The 20,085-nt window shown below is 58.0% G+C and carries 17 protein-coding genes; 6 read left to right on the forward strand and 11 right to left on the reverse strand.

Features of this window, described 5'->3' with window-relative positions:
- Positions 1-168: 168 nt before the first annotated feature.
- The 4 genes from ahpC to secA form a co-directional block, all read right to left on the reverse strand.
- On the reverse strand, positions 169-732 hold the full coding sequence (gene ahpC / locus NAV33_RS20265; RefSeq protein ID WP_255983443.1) for an alkyl hydroperoxide reductase subunit C: 564 nt from the start codon (positions 730-732) through the stop codon (positions 169-171).
- A 219-nt stretch (positions 733-951) separates the two neighbouring features.
- Positions 952-1,893, reverse strand: coding sequence for a Nudix family hydrolase (locus NAV33_RS20270; RefSeq protein WP_255983445.1), 942 nt, complete (start codon positions 1,891-1,893; stop codon positions 952-954).
- Between the two features lie 90 nt (positions 1,894-1,983).
- A complete protein-coding gene (gene argJ, locus NAV33_RS20275) occupies positions 1,984-3,201 on the reverse strand; it encodes a bifunctional glutamate N-acetyltransferase/amino-acid acetyltransferase ArgJ (RefSeq protein ID WP_255983447.1) in 1,218 nt (405 codons plus the stop codon).
- 111 nt (positions 3,202-3,312) lie between these two features.
- Positions 3,313-6,051 carry a preprotein translocase subunit SecA gene (gene secA, locus NAV33_RS20280; RefSeq protein ID WP_255983449.1) on the reverse strand — a complete coding sequence of 913 codons (2,739 nt, stop codon included), beginning with the start codon at positions 6,049-6,051 and terminating at the stop codon, positions 3,313-3,315.
- A 315-nt stretch (positions 6,052-6,366) separates the two neighbouring features.
- Here secA and NAV33_RS20285 point away from each other — a divergent pair, with 315 nt between their 5' ends.
- The 3 genes from NAV33_RS20285 to NAV33_RS20295 all read left to right on the forward strand — a co-directional run bounded on the left by NAV33_RS20285 (position 6,367) and on the right by NAV33_RS20295 (position 7,708).
- Entirely contained in the window at positions 6,367-6,828 is a 462-nt protein-coding gene (locus NAV33_RS20285) for a DciA family protein (protein ID WP_255983451.1), read from the forward strand.
- A 225-nt stretch (positions 6,829-7,053) separates the two neighbouring features.
- Positions 7,054-7,317 (forward strand): YebG family protein, encoded by a 264-nt coding sequence (locus NAV33_RS20290; protein WP_255983453.1) that lies wholly within the window; start codon positions 7,054-7,056, stop codon positions 7,315-7,317.
- Positions 7,318-7,438: 121 nt separating this feature from the next.
- Positions 7,439-7,708 (forward strand): DUF3509 domain-containing protein, encoded by a 270-nt coding sequence (locus NAV33_RS20295; RefSeq protein WP_255983455.1) that lies wholly within the window; start codon positions 7,439-7,441, stop codon positions 7,706-7,708.
- Positions 7,709-7,867: 159 nt separating this feature from the next.
- Here the strand turns inward: NAV33_RS20295 and NAV33_RS20300 are convergent, their stop codons facing one another.
- The 4 genes from NAV33_RS20300 to NAV33_RS20315 all read right to left on the reverse strand — a co-directional run bounded on the left by NAV33_RS20300 (position 7,868) and on the right by NAV33_RS20315 (position 15,224).
- On the reverse strand, positions 7,868-10,489 hold the full coding sequence (locus NAV33_RS20300; protein WP_255983457.1) for a LuxR C-terminal-related transcriptional regulator: 2,622 nt from the start codon (positions 10,487-10,489) through the stop codon (positions 7,868-7,870).
- A 276-nt stretch (positions 10,490-10,765) separates the two neighbouring features.
- Complete coding sequence (locus NAV33_RS20305; RefSeq protein WP_255983459.1) at positions 10,766-12,127, reverse strand: DUF1329 domain-containing protein; 1,362 nt, start codon at positions 12,125-12,127, stop codon at positions 10,766-10,768.
- A gap of 108 nt (positions 12,128-12,235) precedes the next feature.
- Positions 12,236-14,062 (reverse strand): DUF1302 domain-containing protein, encoded by a 1,827-nt coding sequence (locus NAV33_RS20310; protein WP_255983461.1) that lies wholly within the window; start codon positions 14,060-14,062, stop codon positions 12,236-12,238.
- 604 nt (positions 14,063-14,666) lie between these two features.
- The gene (locus tag NAV33_RS20315) at positions 14,667-15,224 is read right to left on the reverse strand and encodes a hypoxanthine-guanine phosphoribosyltransferase (RefSeq protein ID WP_255983463.1); all 558 of its coding nucleotides are present in this window, start codon (positions 15,222-15,224) and stop codon (positions 14,667-14,669) included.
- 178 nt (positions 15,225-15,402) lie between these two features.
- Here NAV33_RS20315 and upp point away from each other — a divergent pair, with 178 nt between their 5' ends.
- From upp to NAV33_RS20330, 3 genes are all read left to right on the forward strand, one after another.
- Positions 15,403-16,041 carry a uracil phosphoribosyltransferase gene (gene upp / locus NAV33_RS20320; RefSeq protein ID WP_255983464.1) on the forward strand — a complete coding sequence of 213 codons (639 nt, stop codon included), beginning with the start codon at positions 15,403-15,405 and terminating at the stop codon, positions 16,039-16,041.
- A gap of 2 nt (positions 16,042-16,043) precedes the next feature.
- On the forward strand, positions 16,044-17,306 hold the full coding sequence (locus NAV33_RS20325; protein WP_255983466.1) for a uracil-xanthine permease family protein: 1,263 nt from the start codon (positions 16,044-16,046) through the stop codon (positions 17,304-17,306).
- Positions 17,307-17,420: 114 nt separating this feature from the next.
- A complete protein-coding gene (locus NAV33_RS20330; RefSeq protein ID WP_255983468.1) occupies positions 17,421-17,735 on the forward strand; it encodes a YkgJ family cysteine cluster protein in 315 nt (104 codons plus the stop codon).
- Positions 17,736-17,926: 191 nt separating this feature from the next.
- Here the strand turns inward: NAV33_RS20330 and NAV33_RS20335 are convergent, their stop codons facing one another.
- From NAV33_RS20335 to NAV33_RS20345, 3 genes are all read right to left on the reverse strand, one after another.
- Complete coding sequence (locus NAV33_RS20335) at positions 17,927-18,445, reverse strand: acyloxyacyl hydrolase (RefSeq protein WP_255983470.1); 519 nt, start codon at positions 18,443-18,445, stop codon at positions 17,927-17,929.
- 84 nt (positions 18,446-18,529) lie between these two features.
- Positions 18,530-19,321, reverse strand: a complete 792-nt coding sequence (gene murI / locus NAV33_RS20340; RefSeq protein WP_255983472.1) for a glutamate racemase — start codon at positions 19,319-19,321, stop codon at positions 18,530-18,532.
- Positions 19,314-20,069, reverse strand: a complete 756-nt coding sequence (locus NAV33_RS20345) for a molybdopterin-synthase adenylyltransferase MoeB (protein ID WP_255983474.1) — start codon at positions 20,067-20,069, stop codon at positions 19,314-19,316. Before NAV33_RS20345 ends, murI begins: the two co-directional genes overlap by 8 nt.
- Positions 20,070-20,085: the final 16 nt, after the last annotated feature.

Here is a 20,085-nt window from a genome sequence, read left to right on the forward strand (position 1 = left end):
CTGGGTTTTGAGATTGGTGTCCAACATGAGCAGCGGTACCCTTTTTGCAGAAATCGGTTAATAAAACGCCCGGACGGTTCGCGCCCAGGCGTTTGGCATCCCCGACCGACGATCCGGTCGAGAACGGCACTGCAGGCGCTGCGGCTAAGCGCAGCGCTTACCGGCCATTTAGATCTTGCCGACCAGGTCCAGGGATGGAGCCAGGGTCTTCTCGCCTTCCTTCCACTTCGCCGGGCAAACTTCACCCGGATGCGCAGCGGTGTACTGGGCAGCTTTCAGCTTGCGCAGGGTTTCGCTAACGTCACGAGCGATTTCGTTGGAATGGATTTCAACGGTCTTGATCACGCCTTCCGGGTTAATCAGGAAGGTGCCGCGCAGCGCCAGACCTTCTTCAGCGATGTGTACGCCGAAAGCGTTGGTCAGCTGATGAGTCGGGTCGCCGATCAGCGGAAACTGGGCCTTGCCAACAGCCGGGGAAGTCTCGTGCCAAACTTTGTGCGAGAAATGGGTATCGGTGGTGACGATGTACACCTCGGTACCGGCCTTCTGGAATTCGGCATAGCTATTGGCAGCGTCTTCGATCTCGGTCGGGCAGTTGAAGGTGAAGGCTGCCGGCATGAAGATCAGCACCGACCACTTACCTTTCAAGGATTGTTCGGTGACTTCGATGAATTTGCCATTATGAAAAGCGTTGACTTTGAACGGCTGGACTTGGGTGTTGACCAGAGACATCTATTAACTCCTTTGGGGATTGATAAATTGACGGGCGCTACGATAACGCAGCTGGTCGCATATGGTTAATTGATTGAGAACATAGCAACGATAAAATTCCGCTATCACTGCAATATCTGCAACTCCGACGAATACGACAACGTCATTGAAGGGCAATTCGGATCAGGGCTTTCGAGGTTGAGCCGAGGTGATGGCCAACGGTTAACAACCCCAATCGTTTTACCCCGGCCAGAATGCCCGGATGGCTGCGACACCTTGACCGCCCGCATGTAAAGCCTTTTCGAGTTCGGAGGGGCCAAGGCCGCCCAACAGATAAGCAGGCTGGTTGAAGCCTAACAGCAATTCAGCGGCGCGTGGCCAGCCCAAAGGCGGTACCTCAGGGTGAGTGGTAGTACGCAGCACAGGAGAGAGCGTGATGAAATCGACCCCAATTGTCGAGGCCATATCCAGTTCAGCGGCGTCATGGCAGGACGCCGCGAACCATTGCCCGACCGGGACCGGTCTGCCTCGTCCGGCATGTTGTCGCAACTGCTCAGCCGTCAGATGCCAACCGGCAGTCGGAAACTCGCCCACCCATTCCAAAGGGCCCTTCAGCATCAGTTGGGCGCGCCCGACACACAGTTCCATGACGTCGGTCGCCAACGCTCGGTAATCACGGAGAGACAGGGATGGCGCTCGCAACTGAATCAGCCGAACGCCGGTATCCAGTGCCAAGGCCAATCCGTTCAGCAGCTGTTGCGGAGAAAGACCGTCAGGGGTAATCAGGTAGCGATCCGGCAAACGCGCTGCAGCGACTATCGGCCGGTTCGCCGCAGGAAAGTTGTAGCCCGGCAAATCAGCAGGCTCCACCCATGCCAGCGGCTGGCCCTCGGCGCCATGCGGTTCGCCGGAGAACGCCAACACGTCCCAAACATCCAGCAGAACCTGCTTGTCCGGATAATCGTGGCGCACTTGAATCAGCGGGCGGGCCTTGGTGACCGTGATCCCCAGCTCTTCGTGCAGTTCGCGCGCCAGGGCGGTCTCAATGGTTTCGCCGGCCTCGACCTTGCCGCCAGGGAACTCCCATAGCCCGCCTTGGTGCTTATCGAGCGCCCGCTTGGCGATTAGCACTAGGCCGTCGGCGGAACGGATCACCGCGGCGGCGACATGGATTCGGTTCATGCTTCAACAGCTCCAAGCCGCACGCTATAAGCCCCAAGCAGAAGCCGATGCGCGAACTGCGGCTTGTGGCTTGCCGTTTGCCGCTGCGCCTCAGGTGCGATATTCGGCATTGATACGCACGTACTCATGGGATAGATCGGTCGTCCAAATGGTCTCGCTGCAGCTGCCACGCCCCAGCTCGATGCGAATTTCAATTTCCTCTTCGGCCATCACCGCAGCACCCTGCTCTTCGGTGTAGCTGGGCGAGCGGCCGCCTTTGCTGGCGATGCACACCGCGCCCAGGTACACGTCGATCTTGCTGACGTCCAGTTCAGGCACTCCGGCTCGGCCAACCGCTGCCAGGATACGGCCCCAGTTCGGATCGGAAGCGAACAGCGCGGTTTTGATCAGCGGCGAATGCGCGACGGCGTAACCGACATCAAGGCATTCCTGATGATTCTTGCCGCCATTGACCATCACCGTGACGAACTTGGTCGCCCCCTCGCCATCACGCACAATGGATTGCGCAACCTCCATGCTCACCTCGAACACCGCCTGCTTGAGCTTTATGAAAAGCTCGCCACTAGCTTCGGTGATTTCCGGCAAGCCGGCCTGGCCGGTCGCGACCAGCATGCAGCAATCGTTGGTGGAGGTATCGCCATCAATGGTGATGCGGTTGAAGGATTTGTTCGCCGCATCGCGCAGCAGGTCTTGCAGAACGCCCTGCGCAACCTTGGCGTCGGTCGCAATGTAGCCAAGCATTGTCGCCATGTTCGGGCGGATCATGCCGGCGCCTTTTGATATACCGGTAACAGTGACGATAACACCCTGATGTTCAAACTGCCGGCTGGCACCCTTCGGCAGAGTATCGGTAGTCATGATACCGGTAGCCGCTTCGGCCCAATGGTTTTCGTCGAGATCAGCCAGGGCCGCCGGTAACGCCGCCTCGATCTTGTCCACCGGCAGTGGCTCGCCGATCACGCCAGTGGAAAACGGCAAAATGGCACTATCTTCGACATCCGCCAGCCTGGCCAGACTGGAGCAGCTGCGAATCGCTGCTTGCATACCCGGCTCGCCAGTACCAGCGTTGGCATTGCCGGTATTGGTCAGCAGATAGCGGACAGTTCCCTGCGCGCGCTGTTTGGCAAGGATGACCGGCGCGGCGCAGAAGGCGTTGAGCGTGAATATGCCCGCGATCGTCGAACCTTCTGCACAGCGCATCACCACGACGTCCTTGCGCCCCGGCCGCTTGATGCCGGCCGAAGCGATGCCGAGTTCAAAACCCGGTACAGGATGCAATATAGGTAAGGGACCAAGACCGACAGCCATTGATGCGCTCCTTTGAGAAGGATAGATGGCCTTCGGCCACCGGGAATCAGGGAGAAAAACGCCGCGAGCGGCTAAGCCGGTCGCGGCGCGGGGTCATAGCGAACGGAACGGTTACTGAACCTGTCCGTGACAATGTTTGTACTTTTTGCCTGAGCCACAGGGGCACGGCTCGTTGCGCCCGATCTTCTGCTCAGTACGCACTGGCGCCACGGCTGCGGCCGCGCCACCCTCGGCCTCTGGCTCATCTTCCGTCTGGTCCAGCGGCGAAACCTCGGCATGTTGGAACTGCATACGCTGCGCCAATGCTTCGGCTTCGCGGCGCAGACGCTGTTCTTCCTCAGCGGGGTCTTCGCGACGCACCTGGACATGGGAGAGCACGCGAATCGCGTCGCGCTTGATGGATTCGAGCAGATCCTGGAACAACGTGAAGGACTCGCGCTTGTATTCCTGCTTCGGGTTCTTCTGGGCATAACCGCGCAGATGGATACCATGTCGCAGATGGTCCATGGTGGACAGATGGTCCTTCCACAGATCGTCGAGCACGCGCAGTACGATCTGCTTCTCGAAGGTGCGCAGCGCCTCGGCGCCAGCCATCTCTTCCTTCTCTCTGTAGGCGTCGGTCAGAGACTGCAGAATGCGTTCGCGCAGGGTTTCCTCGTAGAGCTTTTCGTCTTCGTCGAGCCACTGCTGAACCGGCAGACGCGTACCGAAATCACTGTAGAGCACGGCTTCCAGACCGGCGATATCCCACTGCTCCGGCAGAGACTGCGGCGGTATGTGCTGGCTGATCGCATGGTCGAGCGCTTCACGGCGGAATTCGGTGATGGTCTCGCCGATTTCATCGGCAGCCAATAAGCTGTTACGCATGTGATAAATCACTTTACGCTGCTCGTTGGCGACATCGTCGTATTCGAGCAGTTGCTTGCGCATATCGAAGTTGCGGCCCTCGACCTTGCGCTGAGCCTTTTCGATGGCATTGGTGACCATGCGATGCTCGATGGCCTCGCCGGATTCCATGCCCAGCGCCTTCATGAAGTTCTTCACCCGGTCCGAGGCGAAGATGCGCATCAGGCTGTCTTCCAGGGACAGGTAGAAACGGCTTGAGCCGGCATCGCCTTGACGACCGGCGCGGCCGCGCAATTGGTTGTCAATACGACGCGATTCGTGACGTTCGGACGCAATCACATGTAGGCCACCCGCTTCCAGCACCGCCTGATGGCGCTTTTGCCATTCGGACTTGATCTGCGCGACTTGCTCGTCGGAAGGGTTCTCCAACGAAGCCACTTCTACTTCCCAATTACCACCGAGAAGGATGTCGGTGCCCCGGCCAGCCATGTTGGTGGCGATGGTCACCGCACCGGGGCGACCCGCCTGGGCAATGATTTCCGCTTCCTTGTCGTGGTGCTTGGCGTTGAGCACCTTGTGCTCGATACCTTCCTTCTGCAGTAGTTGCGACACGTATTCCGAACTCTCGATGGTCGCGGTGCCCACCAGGACCGGACGGCCATTGTTCTGGCAATCCTTGATATCAGCGATGATCGCCGCAAATTTTTCTTCCTGGGTCAGATAGACCAGGTCGTTGTAATCCTTGCGCGCCAGCGGCTTGTTGGTCGGGATCACCATTACCGGCAGGTTGTAAATCTGCATGAATTCGAAGGCTTCGGTATCGGCGGTGCCCGTCATACCGGAAAGCTTGTTGTACAAGCGGAAGTAATTCTGGAAAGTAGTCGATGCCAGGGTCTGGCTTTCAGGCTGGATCGGCAGTCCTTCTTTCGCCTCGATAGCCTGATGCAGTCCTTCGGACAGACGGCGGCCCGGCATGGTTCGTCCGGTGTGCTCGTCGATCAGCAGTACCTGATTGTTCTGCACGATGTATTCGACGTTGCGATGGAACAGCTTGTGCGCACGCAGACTTGAATAAACGTGTGTCAACAGGCCGAGATTGTGGGCCGAGTACAGGCTTTCGCCTTCTGCCAGTAGCCCCGCCTTGGTCAGCATTTCCTCGACAAACTGATGGCCCTGCTCGTTCAGCTCAACCTGCCGGGTCTTCTCATCGATGCTGAAGTGCCCTTCCTGGGTGACGACACCCTCCTCTTCCTCGATGTGCTGCTTGAGCAACGGGATCAGCTGATTGATCTGCTGATAGAGCTTGGAGCTGTCTTCGGCCTGACCGGAGATGATCAGCGGGGTCCGAGCTTCGTCGATAAGAATCGAGTCCACTTCGTCGATGACCGCGAAATTGAGTTCCCGCTGGTTCTTTTCCCCCAGACTGAATGCCATGTTGTCGCGCAGGTAGTCGAAGCCGAACTCGTTATTGGTTCCGTAGGTGATGTCCGCGGCATAAGCGGCACGCTTTTCTTCCGGCGGCTGGAAAGGCGTGACGATGCCCAACGTCAGCCCGAGGAATTCATACAGTGGACGCATCCAATTGGCGTCGCGGCGCGCCAAATAGTCGTTCACCGTCACCACGTGAACGCCCTTGCCAGCAAGTGCGTTGAGGTAGACCGCAAGCGTCGCGACCAAGGTCTTACCTTCACCGGTACGCATCTCGGCGATCTTGCCTTCATGCAGGGTCATGCCGCCGATCAGCTGCACATCGAAGTGACGCATGCCCATTACACGCTTGCCGGCTTCACGGCAGACCGCGAAGGCTTCGGGAAGAATCTGGTCGAGGGTCTCGCCTTGGCCGAGGCGGGCCTTGAACTCTTCGGTCTTGCTTCGCAGTTGCTCATCGGAGAGCGACAGCATCTGCTCTTCGAGCGCATTGACGGACTGAACCGCCTTGAGCATGCGCTTGACCTCACGCTCATTCTTGCTACCAAAAAGCTTCTTCATTAAAGGCGCAAACATATCGACAAAGACTTCCATGCTGGGGATGGAGGCACAGCCGCAGGGCCACCACGGCTTCGTGCAAAGGGGGCATTCTACTCGGAAACGCTTGAGAGGAAAGGTGCCTACTGCGCAGCTGCGGCAACCATCAGCGCAGCAAACCTGCCGACCCGGCAGTCACGTGCAACGCCGTTACAAGCGATCTGCCAGTATGCCCAATTCAGCTAAACGTGGTGAGGCTTCTTCGTGTCTGCCGTGCAGCCAACGAGCGCAAGCGCAGAGCCTTCAGGTGCTTCTGCTAACATAACGGCTCATCACCTATTACGGGTCATCACCATGTCGTTGCGCCCATTGCCAGCTCGAGCGCCCGCTGCGCTGCTGCGCGAGGCAAAGCCGCTGAAAGCCCTCTTCGGCGAGGCGAGACGACTCGACCGCCTGCAGCAACTGGTCGAGAGCCAGCTGCAACCCGCGGCGCGTGAGCATTGCCACGTCGCTTCCTGGCGTGAAGGTAGCCTGCTGCTCATCGTGACAGATGGCCACTGGGCGACGCGCTTGCGCTATCAGCAACGCCGCCTGCAACGCCAGCTGCAGAACATGGAAGAATTCACCAGCCTGAGTCGCATCCTGTTCAAGGTCCAGCCCCCCGAGACGCCCCGCCACAAACCTGGACCATCACCGGAACTGTCCATGCGCGCCGCGGGCAACATCCAAGAAACTGCACGAGGCATCACGGACCCCAAGCTCAAGGCCGCGCTTGAGCGGCTCGCCAGCCACGCCAAGCCAGCGGCAGAAGATTGACCGGAGCGACCCGCCGCTTGCGATTGTTAGGTTGTTGAGTCGCAGCCCGGCTATGCCAGCGCTAGAGCGTCCGCTGAACCCATCGAAATCTGGCAGAACGACTACAAAGGCTAGTTCGCCAGCTAAGACACTTCTTGGATGACACAAGCGCTTTCCATTCCCAGCCAAGCAGCTTAAGCTGTACAAAAAACCAGTAGTGTTAATTCAATTGAGCCGAGGTGGTAGATGGCCGTCGAAGTGATGTACCGCAGCAGCCGGGACCTGGAGCGTTTGTTCATGGATAAAGCCGAAGCCGATCGTCACGACAAAATGCTCGAACTGGCCGAAGCCTTGGCCGCAGCGTTGCAGAAGGCTTCGCCGTCGCTGAGCGAACAGCAGGCCGACGATATCGGCATTTTTATGGCTAGACACCGGGACCTCTTCGCCAAGGCATTCAAGAGCAATCCCGAGGCGTTGGCGGAGCTACCGGACTCGGTCGAGGCGTCCTGATTAGATGGTATTGCAGTGCCGATATCCATTCGGCGCTTTTGCCAGCCAACAGACCCAGCGGGCGAAACTAGTTATTCCTCATTCGGTCCATTGGTAGCAGTCTTCCAATCAGGTAACCGGCATGGAAAGTCCATTCAAAAAGATCAGCGATGTATTTCAACCAGGCTACAGCGTCAACTTCAGCATCGAAAAGCCTGACGGCAGTATCCTGCTGACCTTGACCGACTCTGCCGGCGTGGCGGTCAAGCGCTTCATCAGCGCTAATCAGTGGCGGGACCAACAGCAACTCGAGCGACTGATTACTAGCCTGCAGTTCAGCCTCGCAATCGAACGCGGCGGACAAGCCGGCTCCCATCTGCTCACCGGGCATTCGCACCCGACCGTTCAGTAACGTCCAGCCTGATTGCATGCGAGCCACGGGCAGCCCGAGCTACGCTATTCCGACAGCTTACCAATGACCATCTTTGCCGCACGATGGTATAGCCTCGCACGCCGCTTTGGCATTAAAGCCTGATTTACCCAATTTCGGCTGGTTGCTAGCCATCTGAGCTCAGAGCCAAGCCAAGGCCTTGGCCCGCGCCACCGCCTGGGTACGTCTAGCCACGCCCAGCTTGGTATTGATGCGCCGCGCATGAGTCTTGACCGTATGCAGCGAAATAAAGAGCTGCTCGGCGATTTCCTGATTCGAGCAACCCTGCGCGATGAGACGCAGCACCGTGAGTTCACGATTGCTCAGAATCACCTCATCGCCTGGAGCAAGTGACTCTTCGGGTTCGCGCTCGAACTGCAGGAGCCGATCACGCAGGCTTTCACCTTTGCCGGCAGGCAACATTTTGGCGAGCCATTGCGGCTGACGATGCTGCAATTCGTACAGCGGCTTGATCAGATGTTGCCTCGCCGCCTCGCCCAAAGCTTTGCGTAACTCCAGCTCAGCTTCCTCATGGAGGCCTTCCAACTGCAGCGCTTCTGCAAGCGTAAATCGACACTCACAAGCCAAGCCCAGGCGCTGCACACGAAGATTCTGCTCGATCAGCTCGCGTAACGTCTCGATGGCCAACGAGCAACGCCCCGACATTAAATCAATTACCGCAAGGTAGCGCTGAACGCGTGGCAGCAACTCGTAGAATCCGGAGGGAGCCAGATACGCTTGCCCCTCGTATAGCTCCAGCATTTGAATGAAGACGGCCCGGGCCTTTTTCAGTTGCCCCTGATGCAGCCAGGTCAGACCGGTGATAAGCGGAAGGATGCCGCGGAAACGCGCCTCTGGCACGTGCCGCCACTGCGTCAGCCGCTCAGCCTCACGCAACCAATGATAGGCCGTTGGGAATTCCTGGTTGCGAGCCGCCAGCTCCGCCAGTCCGGCGTAGCCGAAGAACACATAGGAGTCGCCGCAGGTTTCGGTTTCGATTCGCCCCTGCTGATATGCCTCGCGGGCCGGCTCATCGAGGCCTTGATACGCCAGTAAGTGACCTTGCAGCAGCTTCAACCGGCCAATGATCGGGCTATGTTTGACGCTATCGCGTAACACCATTAGAGATTCTTCAAGAACCCCAACGGCCCGTTCGAATTCTCCGGTGAGCTCGAGCAACTGGACTCGGTCGACGTTAAGCATCGCTTCGTAGAGCACGCTGCCCTTGAGCCGCGCCAGTTTCATCCCTTCGCTGTTGTATTGCTGAGCCAGTTCGAGCTGGCCTTCAGCCATCGCCTGCTGGGACAGCGCTTGGTAGCACAATACGCGCTGCGCCCAGGCGTGATCCGACAAAACTTCCAGTGCCTGGAGACAATAGTTTCTGGCCTCCGGCTCACCACGCAGTCGCGCAAGAAATCCGCGCAGTGCTTGCCATTGGGCCAGTAACTGCGCCTGACGCCGGGCGTCGGGCTGGGGAAAGAATTTCGCCAGATCGGCAAGGCAATCGTCCACTTCATCGAGCCGGGCGGAAATGATCAACGCCCAGCCATGCAGCACAATCAACCGAGTCGTACTGTTGAACAGATCCTGCGGCAACTCGCTACGCCACTTCATGAAATGCGAGACGTTATCGCCGATGAGCAATTGTTCCTGCCCGTAGCGTTGCAGGAAGTTGGCTGCGACCTCCGGCTGCCCCGCCCATAAGGCATGCTCGACCGCTTCGCGCATCTCGCCGCGATTGGCGAACCATTGACACGCTCGTAAATGGGTTTGGGTCGGCGATACAGCTTCCGGCATGCGCTGCAACATCAGGGTTAGCGGACGCCACAGGCGAAACCATTCACCACAGTTGTCGATCTGGCGAATAAATAATTGGAAGGTTTTCAGCACATCGAGGATGTCGCTGCCAATCCCGTCGAGTACATGCTCACAAAGCTGCGGTGAGAAGCGCGGCATGCGCGCCAGCGCGAACAGGGCTCGGCGAACATCTTCGCCCTGCCCTTCAAGCACCTCACGCTGAACATAATCCTTAAGCAATGGCGTCCCCGCCACCAAGCGCTCACGTACAGCCTGCTCATTTGCATTGAGTAACAACAGGCTGACACCGGCCAGCCAACCTTCACTACCCGCCAATAACTGCTTGAAGGTATCGTCAGCAACGTCTAGACGATGCACCTTGAGTACCTGCCTAAGCTCACCGGCGGTCAGCGCCAGCGCCTCGGCCTCCAGTTCGAAGAGATCACCTTGAAGCAAAAGTCTGGGTAATTTCCATGCGGGTTGCCGTCGGCTGCTGACCCACCAGCTGAGGGATTCGGGACCTTGCTCGAGAAGCATGTCGAGGCAGGCATCGAGCTCGGCAGTTGCGTCTCGTGGGTAATCGTCCAGCATGATCCACAGCGGCCGCTGAAAACCATTCAACAGGTTAATGAGATCTTGCTGTACGTCCCCAGTCGGTGCGGATGAACCAGTCAGGAATCGGCTCAGGTGGGAATAAAGCGCTTCGGCGGAGAAAGCTCGGCCACCTAGATCGAGCCAGAAGAGATGGGTATCGGCAGGCACCAGCCGGGCGCACTCGTTCATCAGCACGCTCTTGCCAAAACCAGCCGGTGCGCAGATCAAACGCAGTCGGCAACGAGCTTCAAGCAAAGCATCTACCAGCCGCGGCCTGGGAACATGCACTGGAGGAAGACGGGGAATAGTCGCAACCTGAACCTGCGCGGCGGCTTCTGTGCTGATTACACCAGGGTTGAAGCGTACGGACATAGCGAGGTTTCTCTTATTCGTATCAGTCCATTGAGGAACGCAACGAGCGCAGCGCCAAAGGCCCACTCAAGATCCGGCCTGCCTGAACCGTATCGGTGCGCTTATGCGGTGACCACGCTGCACGATTCGGCAACTTTTGTCGACTCGCAGAAAGAACAGGGACTGTTCGAACCGATATCCGGCCTAGCTGATGGCTAAAAAGTATCATCCCCCGCTTCGCAATAAAAAAAAAGGCGGCCAACTGGCCGCCTTATTCACTGCATGGATACTAAACGATCAGCGCACCCCGGCATTTCGCAAAGCGGCAGGCGTGAAATCTCGAGCCGATGCCTTGTAGCCAAACTCATGGGCTTCTTCTTCGTTGCTCAAGCCGATCGCAATGTAGCGGCCAGAAATCACGTCGTAGAGCGCTTCGAACGCATAGGCCGGAACCTTATGCTGGTAGTACTGCAGCATGTGCGCCTCACCGACGCGCCACAGCTGGCCGCGACCGTCATAGAGTTCGGATTGCACGATGGTCCAGGTATCTTCGTCAACGAAGAAACGGCGCTTGGCGTAAATATTACGTTCGCCATCCTTGAGGTTAGCTTCGATCTCCCATACACGGTGCAGCTCGTAACGAGCCAGATCCTGGTTGACGTGACCCGCCTTGAGAATGTCGCTGTACTTCACATCGCTGGAGTTGATTTCATAGCTGTTATAGGGGATGTACAGCTCTTTCTTGCCGACCAGTTTCCAGTCGTAACGATCCGGGGCACCGCTGAACATGTCGAAGTTATCGGTAGTCCGCATACCATCGGCTGCGGTACCCGGGCCGTCATAGGCAACCTGCGGAGCACGACGCACACGACGCTGGCCAGCGTTGTAGATCCAGGCCTGACGTGGTTCTTTCACCTGATCCAGCGAGTCGTGCACCAGCAGCACGTTACCGGCGAGGCGCGACGGCGCTGTTACTCGCTGCTTGAAGAACAGCAGCGCGTTCTGGGCGCGCTCTGGATCGAGATCCGTCATGTCGCTCGGGAACGCCACTTCATCCTCAAAGTGCACCAGCGTGTAGCTGCCATTGGTTTGCGGTGTGGCCTGTACGATGTTGCGGCGTACATTGCCCCCCCGATAGCGGGTGATGTGGTTCCAGACGACTTCCAGACCGTTCTTAGGAATCGGGAAGGCGTAATAGCGACTGTCGGCAAAGTTGGCGAGACCGTTACCACCACCTACCAGCTCGGTATTCAGCGCGCTTTTCTTGGCTGCCTCGTAAATCCGATCCGGTACCGCGGCGCTGCGATGCGTCGGGAATACGCGAATCTTGTAGGTTTCCGGATAACGCTTGAACATCGCTTGCTGGCCTGCGGTCAGCTTGTCTTTGTACTGATCGACGTTCTGCGCTGTGATGACGAACTTAGGCTGCTCATCCTTGAAGGGATTGGTGAGATGTCCATCTTTCAGCGGTGCGGCGTCAGTCGGAAGGCCACCCGTCCATGCAGGGATGGTCCCATCGGCGTTACCGGCTTTCTCGGCACCGAGCGGAGTCAACGAGTTACCGAGCTTCGCGGCTTCCTCGGGCGATACGGCGGCCATAACGCTACTTGCGAGCAGCGAGAGAGCCAAGACACTGAATAGTTTTCTTGTTGTTTTCATACGTTTCCAGTTCCTCTTGATCTTGTTTTGGCCGGAGGCCTTACATAACTTCTAGCGCAACGGAGACCTGCCAAAGGCCTCCGCGCGGCGACAATTGAAGCGGCCTCCTTAGAAGTTCACGCCCATGCTCAGCGCGAGGAAGTCACGATCGACCAGGGTGTTGTAGTCGCCACCGAAGAAGTCGGTGTAAGACAGGCTGGCGGTGTAGGTGTTCTGGTATTCAGCATCGACGCCGACGCTGACGGCCTTGGAGCCTTCGTTGAACAGATTGTTCGGGCCATAGCCGTGAACGTCATGCGAGAAAGACAGGTTCGGCGTCAGGTTTACACCGGCGAATACGTTGCTGTAGTTGGCCAGAGCGCGCAGACGGTAGCCCCACGAATCGGCCGTCACATAACCATCATCACCGTAGCGAGCATTGTCGACTCCATAAATCGAATCACGCCCGTATCGGACATCGCTTGTACTTTCTAGCCCGCCGACATGCGTGTATCCAATTTCGCCGACTACCGTCACTCGACCAGCACCTAGCACTTGATCGAAAAAGTGCGTAAAGGTTGTCTGAATTTGAGTAATTTCCTTGCGGTTGTAACCGCGATGATCAATGCCAGCAGCAGCTACAGCTCCAGCAATACCGCCGCCTAAATAACCGGCGAAAGGCTGCGAAGCCAAACGCGACGTTAAGTCGGTAGCGTTAATTTGCACTGGAGCGTTGGGCCTATAACTTATTTCTCCAGACCACGCCGTTCCCGTCGGAAGGGTTGTAGAGAAACTAGCCCCATAAAGACGAATATCTTCGGGGTAATCAAGGTAATAATTACCTGTGCCCAGAAGAACCGCTTGCGCAGTGCCGACGGCTTGCGCATTCGCTAGACTCTGATAGTTCGAAAAGTCGATTCCATTTGCCTGCAGGAAACCTCCCGCTGCAGCTACGCCCGCGGCCCCACCATTTTGTACCCCAACAAAGGGCGTACGGCTATGGTAGTTCATGAAATAAACGCCATATTCGGCTGCATCCGCGAGCCAACGGAACGCGAGCCCGTACTGCCCAGAGTCACGAGCGTCACGGTCAGCACCTCGAGGGACAACCACCCCTTCGGCGGTAGTGGCTATGCCGAACCCAGCCGCCAAACCCGCTTGTTGAGCAGCGCTAAACGACGTAGTGCCAACTGTGTAGTTCATGTCACAGCCGTCAGCGGCCACGTCACCACCGAAGAAAGTGCCGCAGTTATCGACAATCGTCTGATCCCACTCCAGCTGATAGAAGGCTTCCATGCTGAGCTGGTCGGTCAGACTTTGCGATACGTACAGCATGTTGACGGGAATCAGGCCTTCCTTAATTTCAGCGCCCGGTCGGCGGAAAGCGGCGGCATCCAGCGGGTTGATCGAGTTGATGCTGTTGCCGATGAAAGTACTTTCACCCCAGCTCACGACTTGTCTGCCGACACGCGCAGTACCTGGCAGATCGCCTAGGTAATAGTTGTGATAGAGAAACGCATCGAGAATTTCGGCGCCGGAAGATTGGGCAGCCTCTTTGCGGTTGCTATCGCTGATGTCTTTGAAGAGCCGGTCCTCATCCTTCAATTCGAAGTCGTACCAGTATTTGCCGCGCACAAACACACCTGAGTCGCGATAGCGAAGCTCGAGATCATGTACGCCCTTAAAAATTTTTGAGAAGGTCTCCCCCTTCTTGAAATTCAGACGGCCATCGTCGCCCGTCTGCGTAAACCCGGTACCGCCATTGTTGATGCCCACCAAGTCCATATCCCGATCAGTCGTCGACCAACTCGCTCCAATGGACATCGATGAATCCAGCTGACCTTCAATCTCCCCGATATTGAAAGTGACGGCATAAGCCGGTGCGGCGGTACCCAACGCGACCGCGAGGGCCAGTGTCTTGGGCTGGAAGATTCCTTGCCTTGTTGTTTTTGTCATGAGGCGCTCCTGGTTGGTTCGAAGTACGCTCACCCTAACCACACGGCCGCAGAGGGTTAAGCGCACTAAGGTTTGATTTGTTTTGTAATCCTTAAGTATTAACGGCCTTCCCACTATTGGGCTTCAGGGGAGCGTTGGCTCAATTGAAACGCAACCCCAAACGAAGCTATTCGAGAGCTTAGCCGCGAACGAAATTGGCGCAACCTGCGAACTAGAGCAGTTAAGAGCTCATTGGCGAGAACGTCAGCGAAATCTCGGCCAGCCGGCCGCTGGCTGCTTGAACCAGAACGTCTGACTCGACGCCAGATTCACCAGCAACAATCAAGAAAGAAGAGCCGCAACGCACCAGTGCGTTACCGAAGCGCAGCGCCTGGGGTGAAACGAAACAGTCAAAGGGGGAATTAGAGGAACAGGTCAAAGCGTGGCGCATGAGCCACATCCGAAACAAAGGGAAGCGCGCATGCGCAGACCATAGCCAGACAAGGCAAGAGGCCGCCTGTAATCGAGGTTATGGCAAAGGCGCGACCAGGCAGTTTTTGTCGCCTCTGACGATTAGGACCGAACACACTCGGTCCTTTACAAGGCCATATCAGAAGACGCCGACTTACATACCTTTAACAGCATAGATACCCGGCGCGTTGCGCCAATATCCCTTGTAATCCATGCCGTAACCGAACACATAGCGATCGACGCAGCTCAGCCCGACGTAATCGGCCTTCAGATCCGGGCGGGCCTTGCGCTGATGTTCCTTGTCGACCAGCACAGCAGTATGCACGGCGGCTGCACCGGCGTGACGGCAAAAATCGATGATCGCACCAAGGGTATGGCCCTCATCGAGAATGTCGTCAACGATCAGCACGTCGCGGTCGATGAAGGAAATTTCCGGTTTAGCCTTCCAGAACAACTCGCCGCCGCTCGTCTCGTTGCGATAACGCGTGGCGTGCAGATAGGAGAGTTCCAGCGGAAAACTGAGCTTCGGAACCAATTTGCCGGAGAAAATCAGTCCGCCGTTCATCACGCAGAACACCACGGGATTGCGATCGGCCAGTTCACCGTTGATTTGTGCCGCGACCGCGTCGATGGCTGCGTCAACCTCAGCTTCGGCGTACAGGCAATCGGCTTCAGCCATGACTTGGCGGATGTGTGCGAGATCGACGGACATGGCGATGCTCCAGGGCAGTAAAAAGGATGGAAGCAGCTCGTCGGCTGCGCACAGATGCAAGGGGCGCGACGATACCGATGCAATTGCGGACAGGGCAAGTGCCGTTTGACCTCATCAATAGCCGCTAACACGTCGATGCATTAATCTACGCCGGTTTATTCGACCGCCGGAGTCAGCCATGACCATTCGAGAGATTCGCCACCCGCTTATTCGCCACAAACTTGGACTGATGCGCCGAGCCGATATCAGCACCAAGAACTTCCGCGAACTGGCGCAGGAGGTCGGATCGATCCTGACATACGAAGCGACCCGTGACCTCCCGCTGGAGAACTACAGCATCGATGGCTGGTGCGGTCCGGTGCAGGTCGAGAAGATTTCCGGCAAGAAGATTACCGTCGTACCGATTCTGCGGGCGGGTATCGGCATGCTCGACGGCGTGCTCAACCTGATTCCCGGCGCCAAGGTCAGCGCGGTGGGCATCGCTCGCAACGAACAAACCTTGCAGGCGCATACCTACCTCGAGCGACTGGTTGACGATCTCGATCAGCGTCTGGCTATGATCATCGATCCAATGCTGGCAACTGGCGGCTCCATGGTCGCGGCGATCGACATGCTGAAAAAAGCCGGCTGCAAGGAGATTCGTGCCTTGGTACTGGTCGCCGCACCGGAAGGCATCGAGGCGGTGGAGAAGGCCCACCCGGACGTCATCATTTATACCGCCTCAATTGATGAGCGCCTGGACAACAACGGCTACATCGTGCCCGGCCTGGGCGACGCGGGAGACAAGATCTTCGGCACCAAGCAGAAGGACATCTGAGCATGTCGCAACACATGGAAGAGCCGCTCGGACGCCAGGTGCTGGCCGGCGCGCAAATGCTGTTCGTTGCCTTCGGCGCACTGGTTCTGATGCCGCTGATCACTGGGATGGACCCTAACGTTGCGCTGTTCACCGCAGGTATCGGCACCTTGCTGTTCCAACTGGTCACCAAGCGCCAGGTGCCGGTGTTTCTTGCTTCGAGCTTCGCCTTTATCGCCCCGATCATCGCCGCCAAGGGTGACTTCGGCCTGCCGGCAGTGCTCGGTGGCGTTGTCGCTGCGGGTGTCGTCTATATCATTCTCGGTTTTGCGGTCCACCTGAAAGGGCCGAGCTTCATCGATCGCCTGTTGCCGCCCGTGGTAATCGCCCCGGTAATTATTTCCATTGGTCTCGCCCTGTCGCCGGTTGCAGTAAACATGGCCATGGGCAAGGCTGGCGACGGTAGCGCCCAGCTGGTGCCTTACGAAACGGCGATGCTGATTTCGATGCCTGCTTTGCTAACCACACTGCTGGTGGCTGTACTGGGCAGGGGGCTGTTCCGCCTGGTACCTATCCTGGCAGGTGTCGCGGTGGGCTATGTTCTGTCGTTCGTTTTCGGGGTCGTAGATACCACCGGTATCGCGTCCGCGCCCTGGCTGGCGGTGCCGAACTTCGTCGCGCCGGAATTTCATTGGGGTGCAATCCTATTTATGGTCCCGGTGGCGCTGGCGCCGGCCATCGAGCACATCGGCGGCGTTGTCGCGATCGGTGGCGTCACCGGCAATAACTTCATCAAGAAGCCTGGCCTGCATCGCACGCTGCTCGGAGATGGTCTGGCAACCTCGGCCGCTGGCTTGTTCGGCGGTCCGCCAAACACCACCTATGCGGAAGTCACCGGCGCGGTGATGCTGACCAAAAACTACAACCCGAAAATCATGACCTGGGCAGCGGTCTTCGCAATTGTCCTGGCCTTCATTGGCAAATTCGGAGCGGGCCTTCTGAGCATTCCGGTGCCGGTAATGGGCGGCATTCTCTGTCTGCTGTTTGGTTCGATCGCCGTGGTCGGCCTGAGCACATTGATCCGCCACCAGGTGGACCTGTCCGAAGCGCGCAACCTCATCATCGTTTCGGTGACATTGGTGTTCGGCATCGGCGGCATGGCGATCGGCTATGGGGAATTCAGCCTGTCCGGCATCTCGTTGTGTGCAATCGTCGCGCTGATTCTCAACCTGGTTCTGCCCGGCGGCGAAGGATGGAAGAACAAGCAGCTCGAAGAAAACAACTGAAACGCGATACCTGGCCAGCCGCTTTTCACGGGCTGGCCTTCCTCACCCCGATAGTGCGACATCACCGTAGCAGCGCTTGCAGCTATCGCTGAGCAGGATGGGTACACTGCCGCGATGAGCCCCCCAAACATCCCCCACCGACAACTGAGCGAAGCCGCCGTTAGCTGCTCCACCTGTGCCGCCTGCTGCTGTCGACTCGAGGTGCTTCTCATCACCGACACCGGCGTACCAGAGCGCTTTATCGATGAGGACGTCTGGGGTGGCCAGGTCATGCGCCGTCTCGATGACGGCTGGTGCGCAGCGCTCGACCGCGACAGCATGCGCTGCACAATCTATGAGAAACGCCCACTGATTTGTAGGGAGTTCGAACTCGGCTCGGATGATTGCCTGGAAGAGCGAAAGGGGACCGAATCGGCTTACCGGAAATGAAGCGTAGCCACGGCGTATCAGGGCAATCGCCGAACTCGGCTGTAGGCTGGCCGACAAATGAGTAGGTGAAGCCCATCAAGCTTGGTGCTGATGGGCTTCACCTATGCGACCCGCCCCATCCTACGATGGATGGGCGCAGCGCCCCGTTTCTAGACCACTTCGAATCCTTCCGTTTCTTCCGTTCGGCTTTCTTAGAACGATGCCCGATAGTGCAGTGCATAGCTCTCGATGCCATCGTTGGGATTCTTGATGCCGGCATTGGAATAATGAATCGCCCGCACGCCAATCTCGTGGCCACCCGCGAATCGCAGGCCTGCGCCGAAGCGGTCCTCGAACTGGAACGACGATCCCAACTCGTTATTCTCCACTTCGGTGTTTTCGAAAGCCGCAATGCCGATGCCTGCCTCTAGATATGGCTTCACCGAATCGCCATTGAATTCATAAACGAACACAGGGGCGAGCGATACGCTGTGGTTACTTGAGGTTTCGTCCCCTTCCCAATAGGTGTAGCCCGCGTCCCAGTAACCGGTGAGTCGGCCCACACTGGTCTGGAACCAGCTGCGATTGAAGTCGAATTGAGCACCGAGCCGATAGGTCATCGTTGACTCACCAGTCTGGCCGACGGCAGCGGTCAAATCCAACGCATGGACAACAGCCACCTGACCCAACGAAACAGCGGCAACCGCAGCCAGGGAGATCAGTTTTTTCATTCGGAATTTCCTTATCGAAAGTTGGCATCGCTTGTTTTTTCGAGCATTAACCCAAATACAGAAAGCAGGCGCAGCGGGGAGTTCCTAGTCAGGATAGTCGGCAACCATCCCGCATTCACCCCAAAGCACTGGCAGTACGGCGGCCAATCGGCCCGGATCGCCGCTGCTCCAAAAGCGTGTCGCCGCCTCGCCATTACCGAGTTGATCACGCGCCGCGAGTACCGTTTCGAGATGTCGCGCCACCGCCGCCCCGGTATCGACCAGCGTGACCGTAGCCGGCAGCATCTCGATCAACAGCGGCTTGATAAACGGATAATGCGTGCATCCGAGAATCACCGTGTCACAGCCCTGCTCGATCAAGGGATGGACGTAACTTTCGAGCAGCGCGCGCGTCGCTGGCGCGTCGAGCTCACCGGCCTCGATGCATTCGACGAGGCCGGGACAAGGTTGGGTGATGACACGTACGTCGCAGGCAAAACGATCCAGCAAGGCCGCGAACTTGGCACTCTTCAACGTGCCGGTAGTCGCCAGCACACCCACCACACCACTGCGAGTCGCCTGGGCAGCCGGCTTAACCGCGGGCTCCATGCCCACCAACGGAAGCTGGGGGTAAAGTTCGCGCAGCTCGGCAATGCCAGCCGCAGTGGCGGTATTGCAGGCCAACACCAGCGCCTTGGCACCCTGCCCCAGCAAGAATGAGGCGATCGACCGACAACGCTGGCGAATGAACTCCGGACTTTTTTCGCCATAGGGCACGTAGCCGCTGTCGGCCAGATATAACAACGACTCTTGCGGCAAGCGTGAGCGGATCTCCCGCAGCACCGACAGCCCGCCCACCCCGGAATCGAAGACGCCGATCGGCGCGTTATCAGCCATGACCGCTGCCACAGACCGCACAGGCCGGGTCTCGCTTGACCTTAAGCTCACGGAATCGACTGGATAGCGCATCCACTAGCAGCAGCCTACCCACCAATGGCTCACCGAAACCGGCCAAAAGTTTCATCGCCTCAAGGGCCTGCAGGCTTCCTACCATTCCAACAACAGGCCCCAGCACGCCGGCCTCGCTGCAAGTCAGTTCGGCTTCGCTGCCATGGCCATAGAGACAGTGGTAACAAGGGCTGGTCTCTACACGCGGATCGAATACTGACAACTGCCCTTCGAGACGGATCGCGGCGCCGCTCACCAGCGGTTTCTTCGCGGCCACACAGGCCGCGTTCACCGCCTCGCGCACGGCGAAATTGTCCGTGCAGTCCAGCACCAGATCCACCGCAGCGACCGCTTCATCGAGGGAGTCGGCGTCCATCGCTGTGCGGTGCGGCACCAGCGTGACCAAGGGATTAAGCGCCGACAGCCGGGCGATCGCCGAATCCACCTTGGCCATGCCAACCGAGGGAGTGTCGTGGGCGATCTGGCGCTGCAGATTGGTCAGATCGAGGCTGTCGAAGTCGGCCAGGTGCAACTCACCGACACCGGCGGCAGCCAGATACAGCGCCACCGGAGATCCCAGGCCGCCAAGCCCGACGATCAACACACGGCTCTGCTTGAGCTTTAGCTGCCCTTCGATGTCGACCTGTTTCAGCAATATCTGCCGACTGTAACGCAGCAGCTCATCGTCGCTCAGCATGCAGCTCTCCTGATAA

Source organism: Stutzerimonas stutzeri, assembly GCF_024448715.1.
Taxonomy (GTDB): domain Bacteria; phylum Pseudomonadota; class Gammaproteobacteria; order Pseudomonadales; family Pseudomonadaceae; genus Stutzerimonas; species Stutzerimonas stutzeri_AR.